We start from the raw sequence: 18,458 nt of genomic DNA, 5'->3' as shown, positions 1-18,458 counted from the left end.
TGTGCGTTTTTACGATAAGGCGTCTTCAGTGACGTAGTTGCCCTTTTTTACCGCCTGGCGTCGCCAGAGCAGCAGAACCAGGGTGGAGATAGCGGTACCCACCAGCGCCGCGCCAAACCAGCCCGCCGCGGCAACCACACCGCCCAACCCGGCATCGTGAAGTAAAAAGAGAGAGAAAATCCCGGCCCCCGGCGTAGACAACCCGATCCCCATCGCACCGACAGCCGCGCCCGTCACCATGGATCCGAGTACAAATGAGCCAATGACGCGAAGCGGATCTTCAATCGCCATCGGAATCGCCCCTTCGGTAATGCCCGCGAGGCCGAGCAGCCAGGTCGATTTACCGGTTTCAATTTCAAACGACTTAAACAGCTTCGGTGCCAGCATCGTTGACGCCGTGACGGTGAAGGCTGAGACCATTTTGACGGAAGCAAAGATGGCATAGGGACCGTATACCCCGTTCGCCATCGCCCCCAGGCAGAACGCGTAAGAGGCTTTGTTGACCGGGCCACCCAAATCGAATGAGCACATAAACCCGAGGATTGCCCCCAGAAGCAGCGCATTCGCGCCGGACAGACCGTTAAGCCAGACGGTGAGCGTGTTATTGAGCCAGGCCACCGGTTCGCCAATCACAAACAGCATCAGGCTGCCCGCGCCCAGCACGCCAATCACCGGATAGAGATAAAAAGTCAGAAAGCCGTTGTAGCGGCTACTGAGCCGGATGTGGTTTTTCACCCAGCGCATCAGATAGCCCGCGATCAGCCCACCGACGATAGCGCCGAGAAAACCGGAGCCGATCATGTTGGCAGCCAGACCGGCCGCAAAGCCCGGCGTCAGCGCGGGTTTATCCGCCAGCGAGTAGGCGGTGTAGGCCGACAGGACAGGCACCATCAAAATGCCGAGCATGCCGCCGCCAAGCTTGCGGTACATCCACAGCCACGAGTTTTCCTGGTCAAACAGGTGCTGCAGGCCAAGGATTTGCGCCAGCAGTACCGATACGGCCAGCACCGTACCGCCGGCGACGATCAGCGGCACCGCAAAAGAGATGCCGCTGAGAAGCGCCTGCTTGAGTTCAGTTTTAACGCGCTTTTTCGTTTCGGTATCGGCCTGCGCATGGCGCGCATCGGTAGAAGGCTTTAGCGCCAGCGCGCGCTCAATCAACGCTTCAGCATGACGCAGGGGTTCCGCAACGGGCACGGAAATGGCGGGGATCCCCTGAAAGCGCTCGCTCTCTTTGATCGCCACTTCTGCGGCAAAAATACACGCTTTCGCCTCCAGCAACTGCTGGGCAGTAATGCGCCCTTCTATACCATTCGCCCCCTGCTTTTCGACCACCACGTTGACGCCGAGCTTACGTCCCGCTTTTTCCAGGTACTCTGCGGCCATATAGGTATGCGCGATCCCCGCCGGACAGGCAGTGACACAGACGACGGTTGGTGCATTCACCGGCGTATCAGCCTCGTCTTCCTTCGAGACACCGTTCAGCGCATCAAGCAGATCCTCCGCCGTCGCTGCAGCCATAACGCGTTCCCGGAGGACATCATCGGCCAGGCGAGACGTCAGCGCCGTCAGCACCTGGATATGCGTGGATCCCGCTTCAGCTGGCGGGATGGCAAGCAGGACGATCAGCTCTACGCGTTCAGGGCTGTCCACCCCCTCCCACTCCAGCGGTTCGCGCAGCGTAGCAACCGCAAAAGCCGCTTCGTTCACCGCGCTCGATTTACCATGCGGGACAGCCAGCCCTTCACCCAGCGCGGTCGGCCCCTGAGATTCGCGGCGGTAGACCTCCGCCAGAAATGCATCGCCATCGGTAATTTTGCCCAGCGCCACCAGCCGCATTGTAAGCTGGCGGATGGCCTCATCACGGCTGGCATAGTGTGCCTGCACGCAGACAGCACTGGTGTGGGTCAGAGTCGTCAGGTTCATAAGATCCTCACACATACGTTGTTATTGTCTGGCGGCAATTTTGGCAGGTCATACAATACATTTATGTGATCATTTTCACTAATAACGCAAATTTGTATTTAAGTTGTATTATTTACAAATTTTAAGTGGGAGGCATAATTCCATGAAAAGGTATTAGAAAGGCAGATTCGATGGGTAACAAACCGATGTACCGGCAAATAGCCGATGCGCTTCGCGAAAAAATCAGTGCGGGAGAGTTAAAGCCTGGCGATGCGTTACCGACGGAATCCAGCCTTCAGGAGGCATTCAACGTGAGTCGCGTCACGGTGAGACAGGCGCTGAAGCTGCTTACGGAAGAGCAGATCGTCGAGAGCATTCAGGGCAGCGGCACCTACGTAAAAGAAGAGCGCGTCAATTACGATATTTACCAGCTCACCGGGTTTTACGAAAAACTGGCGGACCGGAACGTGGATACCCACAGTGAGGTGAGCATTTTCGAAGTGCTGAAAGCCGATGCAAAACTTGCCGAAAAGCTGAATCTCTCTCATGACGATAAAGTCTGGCACGTCAAACGCGTCCGCTTTATCAAACAAAAACCGGTAAATCTGGAAGAAACGTGGATGCCGCTGGCCCTGTTCCCCGACCTCACCTGGGAAGTGATGGAGAATTCGAAATACCACTACGTTGAGCAGATCAAAAAGCTGGTTATCGATCGCAGCGAGCAGGAGCTGGTGCCGATCATGCCTTCAGAGGAGGCGATCGCCGCGCTGTCGCTCGATCCGACAAAGCCGATCCTGGAAAAAGTCTCCCGCGGGTTTCTGAAGGACGGACGGGTATTTGAATACAGCCGCAACGTGTTCAATACGGACGATTACAAGTTCACGCTAGTCGCCAGACGCAGGCAATAAAAAAGGCCGCTTTACAGCGGCCAACCATGTCGAAACGGACATTTTTATACTGCAACGCCCCCCTTTCGGGGAGCAGAGAGGACTTACTTAATGATGGATTTCAGTGCTTCGCCGATATCCGCCAGGCTGCGAACGGTCTTCACGCCTGCGGCTTCCAGCGCTGCGAATTTCTCATCAGCCGTACCTTTACCACCGGCGATGATCGCGCCTGCGTGACCCATACGCTTGCCTTTCGGCGCGGTCACACCCGCGATGTAGCCCACAACTGGCTTGGTCACGTGTTCTTTGATGTAAGCAGCCGCTTCTTCTTCCGCGCTACCACCGATCTCACCGATCATCACGATCGCTTCGGTCTGTGGATCTTCCTGGAACAGCTTCAGGATGTCGATGAAGTTAGAACCCGGGATTGGGTCACCGCCGATGCCCACGCAGGTGGACTGGCCGAAACCGTAGTCGGTGGTCTGCTTAACCGCTTCATAGGTCAGGGTACCGGAACGGGACACGATGCCCACTTTACCCGGCTTGTGAATGTGGCCCGGCATGATGCCGATTTTGCATTCGCCCGGGGTGATAACGCCTGGGCAGTTCGGGCCGATCATACGCACGCCAGCTTCATCCAGCTTCACCTTCACGGTCAGCATATCCAGCGTCGGGATGCCTTCGGTGATGGTGATGATCAGTTTGATGCCTGCGTCGATCGCTTCCAGAATAGAGTCTTTGCAGAACGGCGCCGGAACGTAGATCACGGTCGCGGTTGCGCCCGTCGCTTCTACGGCTTCACGCACGGTGTTGAACACCGGCAGGCCCAGGTGGGTGGTGCCGCCTTTACCTGGCGTTACGCCGCCAACCATCTGCGTGCCGTAGGCAATCGCCTGTTCGGAGTGGAAAGTCCCCTGGCTACCGGTGAAGCCCTGGCAGATAACCTTGGTATCTTTATTAATTAAAACTGACATTATTTCCCCTCCACTGCGGCAACAACCTGCTGAGCTGCATCCGTCAGACTTTTCGCTGCAATAATATTCAGGCCGCTGTCAGCCAGTTTTTTCGCGCCGAGTTCAGCGTTGTTACCTTCCAGACGCACAACCACCGGAACGTTAACACCCACTTCTTCTACCGCACCGATGATACCGTCGGCGATCAGGTCGCAACGGACGATGCCGCCGAAGATGTTAACCAGAACGGCCTTCACGTTGTCGTCGGAGAGAATGATTTTGAACGCTTCGGTTACGCGCTCTTTGGTTGCGCCACCGCCCACGTCGAGGAAGTTCGCTGGCTCGCCGCCGTGCAGCTTAACGATGTCCATGGTGCCCATCGCCAGGCCCGCACCGTTAACCATGCAGCCGATGTTACCGTCCAGCGCCACGTAGTTCAGCTCCCACTGAGCAGCCTGTGCTTCACGCGGGTCTTCCTGAGACTGGTCGCGCATTTCGCGCAGATCCGGCTGGCGGAACAGCGCGTTGCCGTCAGCGCCCAGCTTGCCGTCGAGGCAGATCAGATCGCCCTGGGTCGTGATCACCAGCGGGTTGATCTCGATCAGCGCCAGATCTCGCTCCAGGAAAATGGTCGCCAGGCCCATGAAAATCTTGGTGAACTGCTGAACCAGCTTGCCTTCCAGACCCAGTTTGAACGCCAGCTCGCGACCCTGGTAAGGCATTGGGCCTGCCAGCGGATCGATAGCCACTTTGTGGATCAGGTGCGGGGTCTCTTCCGCCACTTTTTCGATTTCCACGCCGCCTTCGGTAGATGCCATGAACACCACGCGACGGGAGCTACGGTCAACCACCGCGCCCAGGTACAGCTCTTTCGCGATGTCGGTTGCCGCTTCAACCAGGATCTGGTTAACCGGCTGGCCGTTCGCATCTGTCTGGTAGGTTACCAGACGCTTGCCGAGCCAATGTTCAGCAAACGCACGAATCTCTTCTTTGCTCTTAACAACCTTCACACCGCCCGCTTTACCACGGCCACCAGCGTGAACCTGACACTTAACTACCCACGGGCCGGAACCGATTTTAGATGCGGCTTCTTCTGCTTCACGCGGGGTAGTACAGGCATAACCCACCGGAGCCGGTAAGCCATACCGGGCAAACAGCTGTTTGGCCTGATATTCATGTAAGTTCATGTGTTCTATCCATCCTTCAGGGTAATCGTTATCTTCAAACCTGTAGACCGGCGCAGCGTGTGCCGGTCTACGGGGCAGGTGATGCTAAATCGTGACTAGACGTCCAGCAGCAGACGCGTTGGATCTTCGAGCAGCTCTTTAATGGCTACCAGGAAGCCCACGGACTCGCGGCCGTCGATCAGGCGGTGGTCGTAAGAGAGCGCCAGGTACATCATCGGCAGGATCTCAACTTTACCGTCTACCGCCATAGGACGATCTTTGATGGCATGCATACCCAGGATCGCGCTCTGCGGCGGGTTAATGATCGGGGTAGACATCAGCGATCCGAAGACGCCGCCGTTGGTAATGGTGAAGTTACCGCCGGTCAGGTCGTCTACGGTCAGCTTGCCGTCGCGGCCTTTCACAGCCAGCTCTTTAATGTTTTTCTCGATGTCGGCCATACCCAGGGTATCCACATCACGCAGAACCGGGGTCACCAGGCCACGTGGGGTAGAAACCGCCATGCTGACGTCGAAGTAGTTGTGGTAAACCACGTCATCGCCATCAATGGACGCGTTCACTTCCGGGTAGCGTTTCAGCGCTTCAACCACCGCCTTCACGTAGAAGGACATAAAGCCCAGACGGATACCGTGACGTTTTTCGAACGCGTCACCGTACTGCTTACGCAGGTCCATGATTGGCTTCATGTTCACTTCGTTGAAGGTAGTCAGCATCGCGGTAGAGTTTTTCGCTTCCAGCAGACGCTCGGCCACGCGCTTGCGCAGGCGGGTCATTGGCACGCGTTTTTCGCTGCGGGCACCCAGAGCAGGCTGTGCTGCCGGTGCTGCCGCAGGGGCTTTCGCTTCCGCCTGAGCAGGCGCTTTCGCCAGATGCTTGTCGATGTCTTCACGGGTCAGACGACCGCCCACACCGGTGCCTTTAATGGCTGCCGGGTCAAGGCTGTGTTCCGCCAGCAGGCGACGGATCGCCGGGCTGAGGGCGTCATTAGACTGCTCTTCCAGAGAGGCCTGCTGGCGCTGCGCTGGCGTAGAGGCTTTCTCTTCAGATTTCGCGCTGGACTCTTTGCCCGCGCTGTTGCCTTCACGCAGGCGACCCAGGATCTGACGAGAGGTGACGGTGGTGCCTTCATCTTCCAGCACCGCGTCCAGAACGCCATCCGCCGAAGCCGGTACTTCCAGTACCACTTTGTCAGTTTCGATTTCTACCAGCACTTCATCGCGCTTAACGGCATCGCCTGGTTTTTTGTGCCAGGTAGCGACGGTCGCATCTGCTACAGATTCAGGCAGGTCGGGAACAAGAATATCTACGCTACTCATTATGTATCCTTTAATTAATCGACGTTCAGCGCGTCATTGACCAGATCTTGTTGCTGCTTCTGGTGAACGGACATATACCCTACCGCCGGAGAGGCGGAGGCCGGGCGACCTGCATAGCGCAGGGCTGACCCAAATGGAATCACTTCACGGAAATGATGCTGGCTGCAGTACCATGCGCCCTGGTTGAGCGGCTCTTCCTGGCACCAGACAAAATCATGAACGTGAGCGTACGGTTTCAGCGCTTCCTGCACCGCCTGGTGCGGGAACGGATAAAGCTGTTCGATACGCACGATGGCGACATCTTTCTGATCGTTCTTACGGCGCTGTTCCAGCAGGTCGTAATAAACCTTACCAGAACACATCACCACACGCTTCACGGCCTGTGGATCCAGCTCGTCAATTTCACCGATGGCTGGCAGGAAGGTACCGTTGGCCAGCTCTTCCAGGCTGGACACCGCCAGCGGGTGACGCAGCAGGGATTTCGGCGACATGACCACCAGCGGACGACGCATACCGCGCAGCGCCTGACGACGCAGCATGTGGTAAACCTGAGCAGGGGTCGACGGCACGCAAACCTGCATGTTCTGCTCGGCGCAGAGCTGCAGATAACGTTCCAGACGCGCGGAGGAGTGCTCCGGACCCTGGCCTTCATAGCCGTGCGGCAGCAGCATCACCAGGCCACACATACGGCCCCATTTCTGTTCGCCGGATGAGATGAACTGGTCGATAACCACCTGCGCACCGTTGGCGAAGTCACCGAACTGCGCTTCCCAGATGGTCAGGGTGCGCGGTTCTGCCGTGGCGTAACCGTATTCGAAAGCCAGTACCGCTTCTTCAGACAGTACGGAGTCCCAGACCTTGAACTGGCCCTGACCGTTGTGCACGTGCTGCAGCGGGGTGTAGGTTGAACCGTTAGACTGGTTGTGAACCACCGCGTGACGGTGGAAGAAGGTGCCACGGCCCGCATCTTCACCGGACAGACGAACAGGAATGCCTTCGTCAACCAGCGTCGCGTAAGCCAGCGTTTCCGCGCCGCCCCAGTCGAACAGCTTCTCGCCTGCCGCCATGGCCTGACGGTCAGCATAAATTTTCGCCACGCGAGACTGCATCTCGATAGCGTCCGGCACGGTGCTGATGCGTTTAGCCAGCTCCTGCAGGCGCTTCATCTCCACCTTGTTCGGGTAGCTCTCATCCCACTCGTGGTTGAGGTACGGCGACCAGGTAAAGGAGTGCATGTTCATCGGGCGCAGCTCTTTCACTACGCATTCACCCGCGTCCAGCGCGTCGCGGTAGAGGTTGACCATTTCGGTCGCATCTTCCAGCGTCGCCACTTTGTCGCTTTCCAGCTTGTCAGCATAGATTTTGCGCGGCGTCGGGTGTTTTTTGATTTTCTGGTACATCAGCGGCTGGGTTGCACTTGGCTCATCCGCTTCGTTGTGGCCGTGACGGCGGTAGCAGAAGAGGTCAATGAACACATCGCGTTTGAAGGTATTACGGAAGTCCAGCGCCAGGCGGGTCACGAAAGCCACGGCTTCCGGGTCATCCGCGTTAACGTGGAAGATCGGCGCCTGAACCATCTTACCGATGTCGGTGCAGTACGGGGTAGAACGTGCGTCAAGCGGGTTAGAGGTGGTGAAGCCCACCTGGTTGTTGATCACGATGCGAACGGTACCGCCCACTTCGTAACCACGCGCTTTGGACATGTTCAGGGTTTCCTGCACCACGCCCTGCCCTGTCACCGCCGCATCACCGTGGATGGTGATTGGCAGAACTTTGTTGCTGCTCGGCTCGTCCAGACGATCCAGACGCGCGCGCACGGAACCGATAACCACCGGGCTGACGATCTCGAGGTGCGACGGGTTAAACGCCAGCGCCAGGTGAACCAGACCGCCTTCGGTTTCGATATCAGACGAGAAGCCCATGTGGTACTTCACGTCGCCGGTGCCGAGGTGTTCTTTATGTTTGCCCGCGAATTCGTCGAACAGGTCCTGCGGTTTTTTACCCAGCACGTTGACCAGTACGTTCAGTCGACCACGGTGTGCCATGCCCAGCACCACTTCACGGGTGCCGCTCTTGCCTGCGTGACGAATCAGCTCTTTCAGCATCGGCACCAGGGCGTCGCCGCCTTCCAGCGAGAAGCGTTTTGCGCCCGGGAACTTCGCGCCCAGATAGCGCTCAAGGCCTTCCGCTGCGGTCAGTTCGCTGAGGAAGCGTTTTTTCTCGTCAGCCGAGAAGGTCGCGTGGCCCGCTACGGATTCGATGCGCTGCTGGATCCAGCGCTTCTCTTCGGTAGAGGTAATGTGCATGTATTCCGCGCCGATGGAGCCGCAGTAGGTTTGCTTGAGCGCATCAATCAGATCGCCCAGCTTCATCGTGTCTTTGCCGATGGCAAAGGAACCTACGTTAAAGCTTTCCTGGAAATCGGCCTCGGTCAGATCGTGATACGCCGGATCGAGATCGGCCACACGGTCTTGTTTCCACAGTCCCAGCGGATCGAGATTCGCATGCTGGTGACCACGGAAGCGATAAGCGTTGATAAGCTGCAGGACTTTAACCTGCTTCGCATTGGTGTCAGGGTCGGAAATCGCAGAAGAGTAACGTGAGGCATCCTTCGCCAGACGACGGAAATAATCACGTGTTTTGGAATGGAATTGATCCGGTTTGACCCCTGTACCAGGCAACTGCTGGAACATGGAACGCCAGTTTGCGTCCACTGAGTCAGGATCGGTTAAGAAGTCTTCATAGAGCTGTTCTATCCAGCTCTGGTTGGCACCAGAGAGGTAAGAAGAGTCCAGCCAGGCTTTCATTGCGCCGTTCTGCATCGTGATCCCTTAAGCATTTTTATGCTTACTTTCGCCGTAGAAACTACCACGCACACCACGTGTACGTGCCGGGGTTCACCTGCGAGCTCTTTTCATTTGGCCCGCGAAGGAACCTTTAGAAACTGTCTGGACTTCAGGGTAGTACAGGGCAGTTTTTAAAGGTTTCTGCATTTTGCCCGGTGGCGCTACGCTTACCGGGCCTACAGTTTCGTAGGCCGGGTAAGCGCAGCGCCATCCGGCAACGTCACTTACGCACTGCGCTGCAGCAGCATCGACTTAATATGGCCGATGGCGCGCGTCGGGTTCAGCCCCTTCGGACACACACTGACGCAGTTCATGATGCTATGGCAGCGGAATACGCTGAAAGCGTCACTCAGTCCTTCCAGACGGCTGTCGGTTTCGGTGTCGCGGCTATCGATCAGGAAACGATAGGCAGCCAGCAGACCGGCCGGGCCGATAAACTTGTCCGGGTTCCACCAGAACGACGGGCAGGACGTAGAACAGCATGCGCAGAGAATACACTCGTACAGACCATCGAGTTTTTCACGCTGCTCAGGAGACTGTAAGTGCTCACGAGCCGGTGGATTTTGCCCATTATTCAATAAGTAAGGCTTAATCTTCTCATATTGTGCATAGAATTGCCCCATGTCTACCACCAAATCACGCACGACCGGCAGGCCTGGCAGAGGACGGATAACAATTTTCTGACCAGGACGCTGCAACGCTGAAATTGGCGTGATGCAGGCCAGGCCATTTTTGCCGTTCATGTTCACACCGTCAGAACCACACACCCCTTCACGGCAGGAGCGACGGAACGACAGGGTTGGATCTTTTTCTTTCAGCTGGATTAAGGCATCCAGCAGCATCATGTCGCGACCTTCTTCCGCTTCCAGGGTGTAGTCCTGCATGCGCGGAGCGTCATCAACATCCGGGTTATAACGATAAACTGAGAATTCGAGTTTCATTATCCTGTCTCCGCATTAGTAAGTACGAATCTTCGGCGGGAACGCCGGACGCAGTTTCGGTTCCATGTTGACGCTACGACGCGTCATGGTTTCCGACTCTGGCAGATACAGGGAATGGCACAGCCAGTTTTCGTCATCACGCTCCGGGAAGTCGAAGCGGCTATGCGCGCCACGGCTTTCGGTACGGAAGTTTGCCGACATCGCGGTCGCGAACGCGGTTTCCATCAGGTTATCCAGCTCCAGGCACTCAACGCGCTGGGTGTTGAACTCGCTGGAGGTGTCGTCCAGACGGGCATTTTTCAGACGCTCGCGGATCGCTTTCAGCTGCTCAAGACCTTTGGCCATCGCGTCGCCTTCGCGGAATACCGAGAAGTTGTGCTGCATGCACTCCTGCAGCGCTTTACGGATTTCCACCGGATCTTCGCCGTTACGGTTGCCGTTCCAGCGGTTGAGGCGCTCAAGAGAGGCATCAATTTCGTCGTCGGTCGCGTCACGCAGCGCGCCCTGCTCGGCAATGGATTCCTGCAGATGCAGACCCACTGCGCGACCAAACACCACCAGATCCAGCAGCGAGTTGCCGCCCAGACGGTTTGCGCCGTGTACGGATACGCAGGCAATTTCGCCCACCGCGAACAGGCCAGGAATGACCACGTCTTCGCCCTGCTCGTTCACGGTCAGCGCCTGACCGGTCACTTTGGTCGGAATACCGCCCATCATGTAGTGGCAGGTTGGGATAACCGGAATCGGCTCTTTCACCGGATCGACGTGCGCGAAGGTGCGGGACAGTTCCAGAATGCCCGGCAGACGGGACTCCAGCACTTCTTTACCCAGGTGGTCGAGCTTCAGCTTCGCGTGTGGACCCCAAGGGCCGTCACAGCCGCGGCCTTCACGAATTTCGATCATGATGGAACGCGCCACCACGTCACGACCCGCCAGGTCTTTCGCATTCGGGGCATAACGCTCCATGAAGCGCTCGCCGTGTTTATTCAGCAGGTAGCCACCTTCACCACGGCAGCCTTCTGTTACCAGCACGCCTGCACCGGCGATGCCGGTTGGGTGGAACTGCCACATCTCCATATCCTGCACCGGCACGCCCGCGCGGATAGCCATACCGACACCGTCACCGGTGTTGATGTGGGCGTTGGTGGTGGACTGGTAAATACGGCCTGCACCGCCGGTCGCCAGCACGGTTGCGCGGGCTTTGAAGTAGACCACTTCACCGGTTTCGATGCACAGCGCGGTACAACCAACGATGGCGCCATCGGCGTTTTTCACCAGATCCAGCGCATACCATTCGGAGAAGATGGTGGTGTGGTTTTTCAGGTTCTGCTGATACAGGGTGTGCAGCAGCGCGTGACCGGTACGGTCAGCCGCCGCCGCGGTGCGTGCCGCCTGCTCGCCGCCGAAGTTTTTCGACTGGCCGCCAAACGGACGCTGATAGATGGTGCCATTTTCCAGACGGGAGAACGGCAGACCCATGTGGTCCAGCTCCAGAATCGCTTCCGGGCCAGTTTTACACATATATTCGATGGCATCCTGGTCGCCGATGTAATCGGAACCTTTTACCGTGTCATACATGTGCCATTCCCAGTTATCTTCATGGGAGTTACCCAGCGCAACGGTAATACCGCCCTGCGCAGACACAGTATGGGAACGGGTTGGGAAGACTTTAGAGAGCAGCGCACAGCTCTGGCCACTCTGGGAAATTTGCAGTGCGGCACGCATACCTGCGCCACCGGCACCAATCACAACAGCATCAAATTCTCTGACTGGCAGTTTCATTACACACCCCACACCACAACGAATCCATAAATAACGTAAACCACCAGTGCAACCACAATGGCCAGCTGCAGTGGAAGGCGAATCGCCAGCGGTTTAACGTAATCGGTCAACACCTGCCACATGCCAATCCAGGCATGAATAAGGATGGAGAAAAGGGCCAGCAGGGTGAACACTTTGGTGAAGGCGGATCCGAAGAACCCACTCCAGATTTCCCACGTCAGCGTGCCGCTGGTCGCGAAGAAACCGATCATATAGATGATGTAGAGGGTGAGAACGATGGCGGTAGCACGGACCAGAATGAAGTCATGTACGCCATTGCGTCCTAATGCGGAGGCGTTGCTTACCATACGAGAACTCCTGCGAGAAGTGAAAGCACGACTGTAATCACAAATGAAATGTTAGCGGAGCGTTTCCCGGCTTCGAAGGTCTCTTCCAGGTAGCCAAAGTCCATCAGCATATGGCGAACACCCACCACAACGTGGTACGCCAGCGCGGTCAGAATGCCCCACATGATGAATTTCACGAAGAAGCTGTTCATGATGGCAGAGGCCTGGAGGAATCCTTCAGGGGAAGAGAGGCTGGTGCCCAGTAACCACAGCAGAATACCGACCGCCACAAACGTAATCACACCAGAAACACGGTGCAGAATGGACGCTATTGCTGTTACGGGGAACCGGATCGTTTTGAGATCCAGATTGACAGGTCTTTGTTTTTTCACATTTCTTATCATGAATAACGCCCACATGCTGTTCTTATTGTTTCCTTCCTCCGGACTGCGATGCGGGTCAGACAGCGTTCCTTTTCTATAACTGCGCGTCATGCAAAACAGTGCTTCCAGATGCTTAAACGACACATTACAACGCTGGGTGGCTCGGGATTGCAGGGTGTTCCGGAGACCTGGCGGCAGTATAGGCCGTTCACAAAATCATTACAATTAACCTACATACAGTTTGTCGGGTTTTCTCTGGAACAGTGATCAGGGTCACGATAACAACATCTTTTTAATTTTTAATCATCTGATTTGACAAATGTTAAACAATATTGTTACAAACGTCATCAGAAAAGGCATATAATGCGCAAAAGTTATGAGGTCTCTCTTTCACCTGACAAATAGTTATGTAACAGTGTGATGGTATTGACCGAAGTTATCAGGACAGTTATTAGTGATATACAGGTTTGAATAATTCGGACTGCAAAAACGCTGATTTGCTGTTGTTTCACTGATATTTCATTCGTTTACCTGCAAGGCGCCATAGCTCTGTACCCTGGTTTGTCCTCGTGAGCTGAGCGGTAAGCCAAATAACAATCTGGTAACGGTGATTAACAGCTGAAAGCAAATCCGGTAAAGCGCAGTCTTAAGCATAAGGCGCTAAGGAGACCGTAAATGGCTGATACAAAGGCAACGCTCACCCTAAATGGTGACACTGCTATTGAACTGGATGTGCTAAAAGGCACGCTCGGTCAGGATGTTATTGATATCCGTACGCTGGGTTCCAAAGGGGTATTCACCTTTGACCCTGGATTTACCTCTACCGCATCTTGCGAATCCAAAATCACCTTTATCGACGGTGACGAAGGTATCCTGCTCCATCGCGGCTTCCCTATCGATCAGTTAGCCACCGAATCCAACTATCTGGAAGTGTGCTACATCCTGCTGAACGGCGAAAAACCGACGCAGGCCCAGTTCGATGAATTTAAAACCACCGTGACCCGTCACACCATGATCCATGAGCAGATTACCCGTCTGTTCCATGCGTTCCGTCGTGACTCTCACCCAATGGCGGTGATGTGCGGTATTACCGGTGCGCTGGCAGCGTTCTACCACGACTCCCTTGACGTGAATAACCCACGTCACCGTGAAATCGCCGCTTACCGTCTGCTGTCCAAAATGCCTACCATGGCGGCGATGTGTTACAAATACTCCATCGGCCAGCCGTTTGTGTATCCGCGTAACGACCTCTCCTACGCGGGCAACTTCCTGCGCATGATGTTCTCCACGCCGTGCGAAGAGTACGAAGTGAACCCGGTTCTGGAACGCGCGATGGACCGTATTCTGATCCTGCATGCTGACCACGAACAGAACGCCTCGACCTCAACCGTTCGTACCGCAGGCTCTTCAGGCGCGAACCCGTTCGCCTGTATCGCTGCGGGCATTGCCTCCCTGTGGGGACCGGCGCACGGCGGCGCGAACGAAGCGGCGCTGAAGATGCTGGAAGAGATCAGCACCGTTGAGCACATTCCTGAGTTCGTGCGTCGCGCGAAAGACAAGAATGACTCCTTCCGCCTGATGGGCTTCGGTCACCGTGTTTACAAAAACTATGACCCGCGCGCCACCGTGATGCGTGAAACCTGCCACGAAGTGCTGAAAGAGCTGGGTACCAAAGATGACCTGCTGGAAGTGGCGATGGAGCTGGAACACATCGCGCTGAACGACCCGTACTTCATCGAGAAGAAACTCTACCCGAACGTCGATTTCTACTCTGGCATTATTCTGAAAGCGATGGGCATTCCGTCTTCCATGTTCACCGTGATCTTCGCCATGGCGCGTACCGTAGGCTGGATTGCGCACTGGAACGAAATGCACAGCGAAGGCATGAAGATCGCCCGTCCTCGTCAGCTGTATACCGGCTACGAGCAGCGTGATTTTAAGTCTGACCTGAAGCGCTAAAAGTTAAGCCCGGTGGCGCTACCGCTTACCGGGCCTACAAATGCGAAACGTAGGCCGGGTAAGGCGTAGCCGCCACCCGGCTTTTTTATTTTTGACAATGTGGACACCAGTAAAAGGGTCTCGAAGAGAGCATAATCCTGTCGATAATCCCGCCGCACCGCTCGCACTTCTTCCCCGCCCGATGAAACACCTTGAACCGGAACAGCGCCCCGTGGTGCTTGTTTTCATCTACGATGCCACGCGTGTTGTACGACAGCCGCGGGATGTCCAGCAGCGCGTGGGACAGCGCCTCCAGCTGTTCATCGCTCAGCTGAGAAGCTTTGTGCTGCGGTGCCAGCCCGACTTCCCAGAGGATCTCCACCCGCAGGTAGTTGCCAAGCCCGGCGAGAAAGGCCTGGTCAAGGAACAGGCCGGAAAACTGCCGGTTGCGGAATGCGGTAGATAGCAGCCGGGCCTTCACATCGCTCGCCGTCAGGCGCATATCCAGCACGTCCGGCCCAACCCGCTGTAAGAACGGGTGCGTGAGCAACTGCTCAGGCGTTAACATTTCGATATCAGAGGCGCTATAGAGCAGGATCGCCTTATCCGCCGTTTGCAGCCTGACGCGCAGCACGCGGGTCGTTTGCGGCTGTTCACCCGCCTCCACCACGCGCCACACGCCGTAAAGCTGGTTATGGCTATATAACGTCAGGTTATGGGAAAAGTGCGTGAGCAACGCTTTGCCGCGCGTTTCAATATGCGTTACCGACTGCCCTACCAGCTGTGATTCAAACGGTTTCAGTTGAGGAAAAGCAAACCAGACCTCCGTCAGCGGTTTGCCCTTTATCGCCGCCTCGAGGCTATCCGCCGCGCGGCGGATCTCCGGGCCTTCTGGCATTTTTCTGTCCTTTTATGATTAATCTGCGCTGACAAGAATGCCCTCTTCAGCGAACGCGGCCCGCAGGCGGCGCGCGAACTGGAGCGCATGCTCGCCATCGCCGTGTAAACATACCGTATCAGCCTGAACGTGCGCCGTTGTGTCATCCACGGCGGTCACTCGCCCGTAGCGCACCATCTCCAGCGTCTGCGCCAGCGCTTTCGCTTCATCGGTAATCAGCGCACCGGCTTGCGTGCGCGGAACCAGACTGCCGTCCGGCATGTATCCCCGATCGGCAAACACCTCCTGCCGCGTGGTCAGCCCCAGCCGTTCTCCGGCACGAATAAGCTCACTGCCCGCCAGGCCGACCAGAATCAGCTGCGGATTACAGTCCCGCACCGCACGGGCAATCGCCGCCGCCAGCACCGGGTCTTTTGCCGCCTGGTTATAGAGCATACCGTGCGGCTTCACGTGACGCAGTACGCCCTTCCCGGCGCGAACCATCGCCTCCAGCGCGCCAGTCTGGTAGAGCACCTGCGCGTAGACCGTCTCAGGCGGCAGGTCCATCGCGGTGCGACCAAAGTTCTCCCGGTCAGGGAAGCTCGGGTGAGCGCCAATCGCCACGCCATTTTTGATGGCATGACGCACGCTCTCCAGCATGGTTTGCGCATCGCCCGCGTGAAAGCCGCAGGCAATATTGACCGAAGAGACCAGCGTCATTAGCGCCGCGTCGGCGCTGCCGCCCTCGCCCAGATCGGCGTTTAAATCAATCTTTACCATCGAGCCTCCACGCCAGCTGTTCGAGATAGCGCTGCTGATCCTGCCGCGCCTTTAGCGCCTCCTCCAGCGAACACTGCACGAAGTGAATCGGCTGTCCGAGGGGAATTTGCGCCAGATGGTAGCGATCGGCTTCAATAATGCAGGCAATTCGCGGATAGCCCCCCGTCGTCTGCGCGTCGTTCATTAAGACGATCGGTTGCCCGTTGCCTGGAACCTGAATCACGCCGGGCAACAAACCGTGGGAGAGCAGTTCCCGGTCGGTGGTCCGGATCAGCGGCTGCCCCTGCAGACGATAGCCCATTCGGTTACTCTGCGGACTAAGCTTCCACGGCGCGCGCCAGAAAGACTCTTTTGAGGCCTCGTCGAACTCATGATATTCCGGCCCCGGTAAGGCGCGGATCTGGTTTCCCCAGAGAAGTTGTTTCACCCCCTGAGCCGTCGAGAAGTGACGCGAAGAGGGCTTAATCGCCAGGCGATCGCCGTCGCGCAACAGACGTCCTTCGTGACCGCCTATCCCGGCTTTCTGATCGGTACTGGATGAGCCCAGCACCTCAGGCACATCAATGCCGCCAGCCACCGCGAGATAGCTACGCACGCCGTGCAGAGGACGTTTTAAGGTCAGACGCTGCCCGGCTTTCGCCCGCAGACGCCAGCCGGTCCACACCGCTTTGCCGTCCAGCGTGGCATCACAGCCTGCGCCGGTAAGTGCGAACCAGGTCTCCTGACCAAACTCAATGACACACTGGCCGAGCGTAATTTCGAGCGCCGCCGTGCTGCCGGGGTTGCCCACCAGCACGTTAGCGATTTCCAGCGCTGGACGGTCCAGCGCGCCACAATAGCTCACGCCGGACTGGCGCATGCCAAAGCGCCCGGCATCCTGTACGGAGGTGTAAAGCCCGGCGCGAATAAGCGTTAACATACCCCCTCCTTCTGCGGGATAAAGCGAAGGGTGTCGCCCGGGCGCAGGAGTATTGGCGACGCCAGCGCGGGGTCAAATAACGGGGTGGCGGTATGCCCAATAAGCTGCCAACCACCGGGCGAAGCCAGCGGATAGACGCCGGTCTGCTCGCCACCAATCGCGACCGTCCCCGCCGGTACGCTCAGGCGCGGTTCAGCGCGGCGCGGCGTATGCAGCCGGGGAGATAATCCCCCCAGATACGGGAATCCGGGCTGGAATCCCAGGAACCAGACGACGTAATCCACCGAACTGTGCAGTTCAACCACCTGCTTTTCGGTGAGCCCGCAATGGTCTGCGACTACACCAAGATCCGGTCCCCCCGTACCGCCATAAACGACCGGGATCTCAATGGCACGCGATTCCGGCTCCAGCGCCTCGCTCTCTTCCCACCAGCGCTGTAAACGCTCGATGGCATCCAGCGCCAGCGTATGCGGACTACGCAGCACCACCGTGATGTTATTCATCCCCGGAATGGCTTCAACCACGTCCGGCAGATCGACCAGACGCTGGGTTAGCCGCCAGATACGCTTTTGCGTGGCAAGGGTCACCGGCGGCTCGAGCTCCAGAACCACTGCCGTTTCTCCCAGAAGATAACAACGCGCTCGCTGCACTCAGGCACCTCTCATCAGGCCGGATTAGGGATATCAATAAAGGTTACATCCAGATCGGTATTTTCCGTCAGCCACTCGCTGAGGGCCCGAATGCCGCCGCGCTCGGTGGCATGATGGCCGGCCGCGTAGAAATGCAGCCCCTGTTCACGCGCCGAGTGAATGGTCTGCTCGGAAACCTCGCCGGTGATAAAGGCATCAACACCGAAGCGCGCGGCGCTGTCGATAAAGCCCTGCCCGCCCCCGGTGCACCAGGCAACGCGTTTTACCAGGTCCGCGCCCGTATCGCCGCACCACAGCGGGCGACGCCCCAGGCGCGCTTCAATCCACGAGGCCAGCTCCAGTCCGGGAACCGGCATCGCCAGCTCGCCCCACGGCACCAGCGGCTCGATTTCGCCCATTACGGTTATCCCCAACAGCTGCGCAAGCTGAACGTTGTTGCCCAGTTCCGGGTGTGCGTCCAGCGGCAGGTGGTAACCGTACAGGTTGATGTCATTTGCCAGCAACGTTTTCAGGCGGTTGCGCTTCATGCCGCGAATAATCGGTGATTCGTTTTTCCAGAAGTAGCCGTGATGGACAATCACCGCATCGGCTTCCTGACGGACAGCCTCGTCCAGCAGCGCCTGGCTTGCCGTGACGCCGGTGATAATTTTCTGCACCGTTTCGCGCCCTTCTATCTGCAGGCCATTTGGGCCATAGTCGCTAAAGGAGGCGGTATTGAGTTTTTCGTTAATCAGGCGTTCCAGTTCACTGTTTTTCATCTTTATGCTC

Annotated in this window: 16 protein-coding genes; 2 read left to right on the top strand and 14 right to left on the bottom strand. The window is 57.1% G+C overall.

Going from position 1 to position 18,458, the window contains the following annotated elements; genetic code table 11:
• Positions 1–9: 9 nt before the first annotated feature.
• Positions 10–1,926, bottom strand: a complete 1,917-nt coding sequence (gene mngA, locus C6A40_RS01930; protein ID WP_045335491.1) for a PTS 2-O-a-mannosyl-D-glycerate transporter subunit IIABC — start codon at positions 1,924–1,926, stop codon at positions 10–12.
• 170 nt (positions 1,927–2,096) lie between these two features.
• Between mngA and C6A40_RS01925 the strand changes: the two genes are divergently transcribed.
• On the top strand, positions 2,097–2,813 hold the full coding sequence (locus C6A40_RS01925; RefSeq protein WP_044596976.1) for a GntR family transcriptional regulator: 717 nt from the start codon (positions 2,097–2,099) through the stop codon (positions 2,811–2,813).
• 83 nt (positions 2,814–2,896) lie between these two features.
• On the opposite strand, the gene sucD is transcribed toward C6A40_RS01925, so the two are convergent.
• The 8 genes from sucD to sdhC form a co-directional block, all read right to left on the bottom strand.
• Entirely contained in the window at positions 2,897–3,766 is an 870-nt protein-coding gene (sucD, locus tag C6A40_RS01920; protein WP_008501094.1) for a succinate--CoA ligase subunit alpha, read from the bottom strand.
• On the bottom strand, positions 3,766–4,932 hold the full coding sequence (gene sucC, locus C6A40_RS01915; protein WP_006809579.1) for an ADP-forming succinate--CoA ligase subunit beta: 1,167 nt from the start codon (positions 4,930–4,932) through the stop codon (positions 3,766–3,768). Before sucC ends, sucD begins: the two co-directional genes overlap by 1 nt.
• Positions 4,933–5,027: 95 nt before the next feature.
• A complete protein-coding gene (gene odhB / locus C6A40_RS01910) occupies positions 5,028–6,248 on the bottom strand; it encodes a 2-oxoglutarate dehydrogenase complex dihydrolipoyllysine-residue succinyltransferase (protein WP_008501093.1) in 1,221 nt (406 codons plus the stop codon).
• A 14-nt stretch (positions 6,249–6,262) separates the two neighbouring features.
• Positions 6,263–9,070: a 2-oxoglutarate dehydrogenase E1 component gene (gene sucA / locus C6A40_RS01905; protein ID WP_008501092.1), complete on the bottom strand. Its 2,808-nt coding sequence runs from the start codon at positions 9,068–9,070 to the stop codon at positions 6,263–6,265.
• Between the two features lie 248 nt (positions 9,071–9,318).
• Complete coding sequence (sdhB, locus tag C6A40_RS01900) at positions 9,319–10,035, bottom strand: succinate dehydrogenase iron-sulfur subunit SdhB (RefSeq protein WP_008501090.1); 717 nt, start codon at positions 10,033–10,035, stop codon at positions 9,319–9,321.
• A 15-nt stretch (positions 10,036–10,050) separates the two neighbouring features.
• Positions 10,051–11,817 carry a succinate dehydrogenase flavoprotein subunit gene (sdhA, locus tag C6A40_RS01895; protein WP_008501089.1) on the bottom strand — a complete coding sequence of 589 codons (1,767 nt, stop codon included), beginning with the start codon at positions 11,815–11,817 and terminating at the stop codon, positions 10,051–10,053.
• A complete protein-coding gene (gene sdhD / locus C6A40_RS01890) occupies positions 11,817–12,164 on the bottom strand; it encodes a succinate dehydrogenase membrane anchor subunit (protein ID WP_008501088.1) in 348 nt (115 codons plus the stop codon). Before sdhD ends, sdhA begins: the two co-directional genes overlap by 1 nt.
• Positions 12,158–12,562: a succinate dehydrogenase cytochrome b556 subunit gene (sdhC, locus tag C6A40_RS01885; RefSeq protein ID WP_020684965.1), complete on the bottom strand. Its 405-nt coding sequence runs from the start codon at positions 12,560–12,562 to the stop codon at positions 12,158–12,160. Before sdhC ends, sdhD begins: the two co-directional genes overlap by 7 nt.
• 639 nt (positions 12,563–13,201) lie before the next feature.
• Between sdhC and C6A40_RS01870 the strand changes: the two genes are divergently transcribed.
• Positions 13,202–14,485, top strand: a complete 1,284-nt coding sequence (locus tag C6A40_RS01870) for a citrate synthase (RefSeq protein WP_008501086.1) — start codon at positions 13,202–13,204, stop codon at positions 14,483–14,485.
• Positions 14,486–14,570: 85 nt separating this feature from the next.
• Here C6A40_RS01870 and nei read toward each other — a convergent pair whose 3' ends face one another.
• Genes nei through C6A40_RS01845 form a run of 5 tightly spaced genes read right to left on the bottom strand, consistent with a single transcriptional unit; the run spans position 14,571 to position 18,448 of the window.
• Positions 14,571–15,362: an endonuclease VIII gene (gene nei / locus C6A40_RS01865; RefSeq protein WP_045335490.1), complete on the bottom strand. Its 792-nt coding sequence runs from the start codon at positions 15,360–15,362 to the stop codon at positions 14,571–14,573.
• A gap of 18 nt (positions 15,363–15,380) precedes the next feature.
• Positions 15,381–16,121 (bottom strand): 5-oxoprolinase subunit PxpA, encoded by a 741-nt coding sequence (gene pxpA / locus C6A40_RS01860; RefSeq protein WP_045335489.1) that lies wholly within the window; start codon positions 16,119–16,121, stop codon positions 15,381–15,383.
• Positions 16,108–17,040 (bottom strand): 5-oxoprolinase subunit PxpC, encoded by a 933-nt coding sequence (pxpC, locus tag C6A40_RS01855; RefSeq protein ID WP_021241019.1) that lies wholly within the window; start codon positions 17,038–17,040, stop codon positions 16,108–16,110. The genes pxpA and pxpC overlap by 14 nt, the downstream gene beginning before the upstream one ends.
• Complete coding sequence (pxpB, locus tag C6A40_RS01850; RefSeq protein ID WP_021241020.1) at positions 17,034–17,690, bottom strand: 5-oxoprolinase subunit PxpB; 657 nt, start codon at positions 17,688–17,690, stop codon at positions 17,034–17,036. Before pxpB ends, pxpC begins: the two co-directional genes overlap by 7 nt.
• A 14-nt stretch (positions 17,691–17,704) precedes the next feature.
• Positions 17,705–18,448 (bottom strand): type 2 GTP cyclohydrolase I, encoded by a 744-nt coding sequence (locus C6A40_RS01845; RefSeq protein ID WP_045335488.1) that lies wholly within the window; start codon positions 18,446–18,448, stop codon positions 17,705–17,707.
• Between the last annotated feature and the right edge of the window lie 10 nt (positions 18,449–18,458).

The sequence above is a fragment of the Enterobacter sp. GER_MD16_1505_Eko_090 genome (genome assembly GCF_003331015.1).
In the GTDB taxonomy this organism is placed as follows: Bacteria; Pseudomonadota; Gammaproteobacteria; order Enterobacterales; family Enterobacteriaceae; genus Enterobacter; species Enterobacter roggenkampii.
Note: the sequence above shows the minus strand (reverse complement) of the source record. Positions and strands in the feature narration are given on the sequence as shown.

Coding starts and splice junctions, on each gene's coding strand:
- sucC (WP_006809579.1), bottom strand. CDS start 4,932: ATGAACTTACATGAATATCAGGCCAAACAGCTGTTTGCCCGGTATGGC.
- sucA (WP_008501092.1), bottom strand. CDS start 9,070: ATGCAGAACGGCGCAATGAAAGCCTGGCTGGACTCTTCTTACCTCTCT.
- C6A40_RS01870 (WP_008501086.1), top strand. CDS start 13,202: ATGGCTGATACAAAGGCAACGCTCACCCTAAATGGTGACACTGCTATT.
- odhB (WP_008501093.1), bottom strand. CDS start 6,248: ATGAGTAGCGTAGATATTCTTGTTCCCGACCTGCCTGAATCTGTAGCA.
- pxpC (WP_021241019.1), bottom strand. CDS start 17,040: ATGTTAACGCTTATTCGCGCCGGGCTTTACACCTCCGTACAGGATGCC.
- C6A40_RS01845 (WP_045335488.1), bottom strand. CDS start 18,448: ATGAAAAACAGTGAACTGGAACGCCTGATTAACGAAAAACTCAATACC.
- nei (WP_045335490.1), bottom strand. CDS start 15,362: ATGCCAGAAGGCCCGGAGATCCGCCGCGCGGCGGATAGCCTCGAGGCG.
- C6A40_RS01925 (WP_044596976.1), top strand. CDS start 2,097: ATGGGTAACAAACCGATGTACCGGCAAATAGCCGATGCGCTTCGCGAA.
- sdhA (WP_008501089.1), bottom strand. CDS start 11,817: ATGAAACTGCCAGTCAGAGAATTTGATGCTGTTGTGATTGGTGCCGGT.
- sdhD (WP_008501088.1), bottom strand. CDS start 12,164: ATGGTAAGCAACGCCTCCGCATTAGGACGCAATGGCGTACATGACTTC.
- sdhB (WP_008501090.1), bottom strand. CDS start 10,035: ATGAAACTCGAATTCTCAGTTTATCGTTATAACCCGGATGTTGATGAC.
- pxpA (WP_045335489.1), bottom strand. CDS start 16,121: ATGGTAAAGATTGATTTAAACGCCGATCTGGGCGAGGGCGGCAGCGCC.
- sucD (WP_008501094.1), bottom strand. CDS start 3,766: ATGTCAGTTTTAATTAATAAAGATACCAAGGTTATCTGCCAGGGCTTC.
- mngA (WP_045335491.1), bottom strand. CDS start 1,926: ATGAACCTGACGACTCTGACCCACACCAGTGCTGTCTGCGTGCAGGCA.
- sdhC (WP_020684965.1), bottom strand. CDS start 12,562: ATGTGGGCGTTATTCATGATAAGAAATGTGAAAAAACAAAGACCTGTC.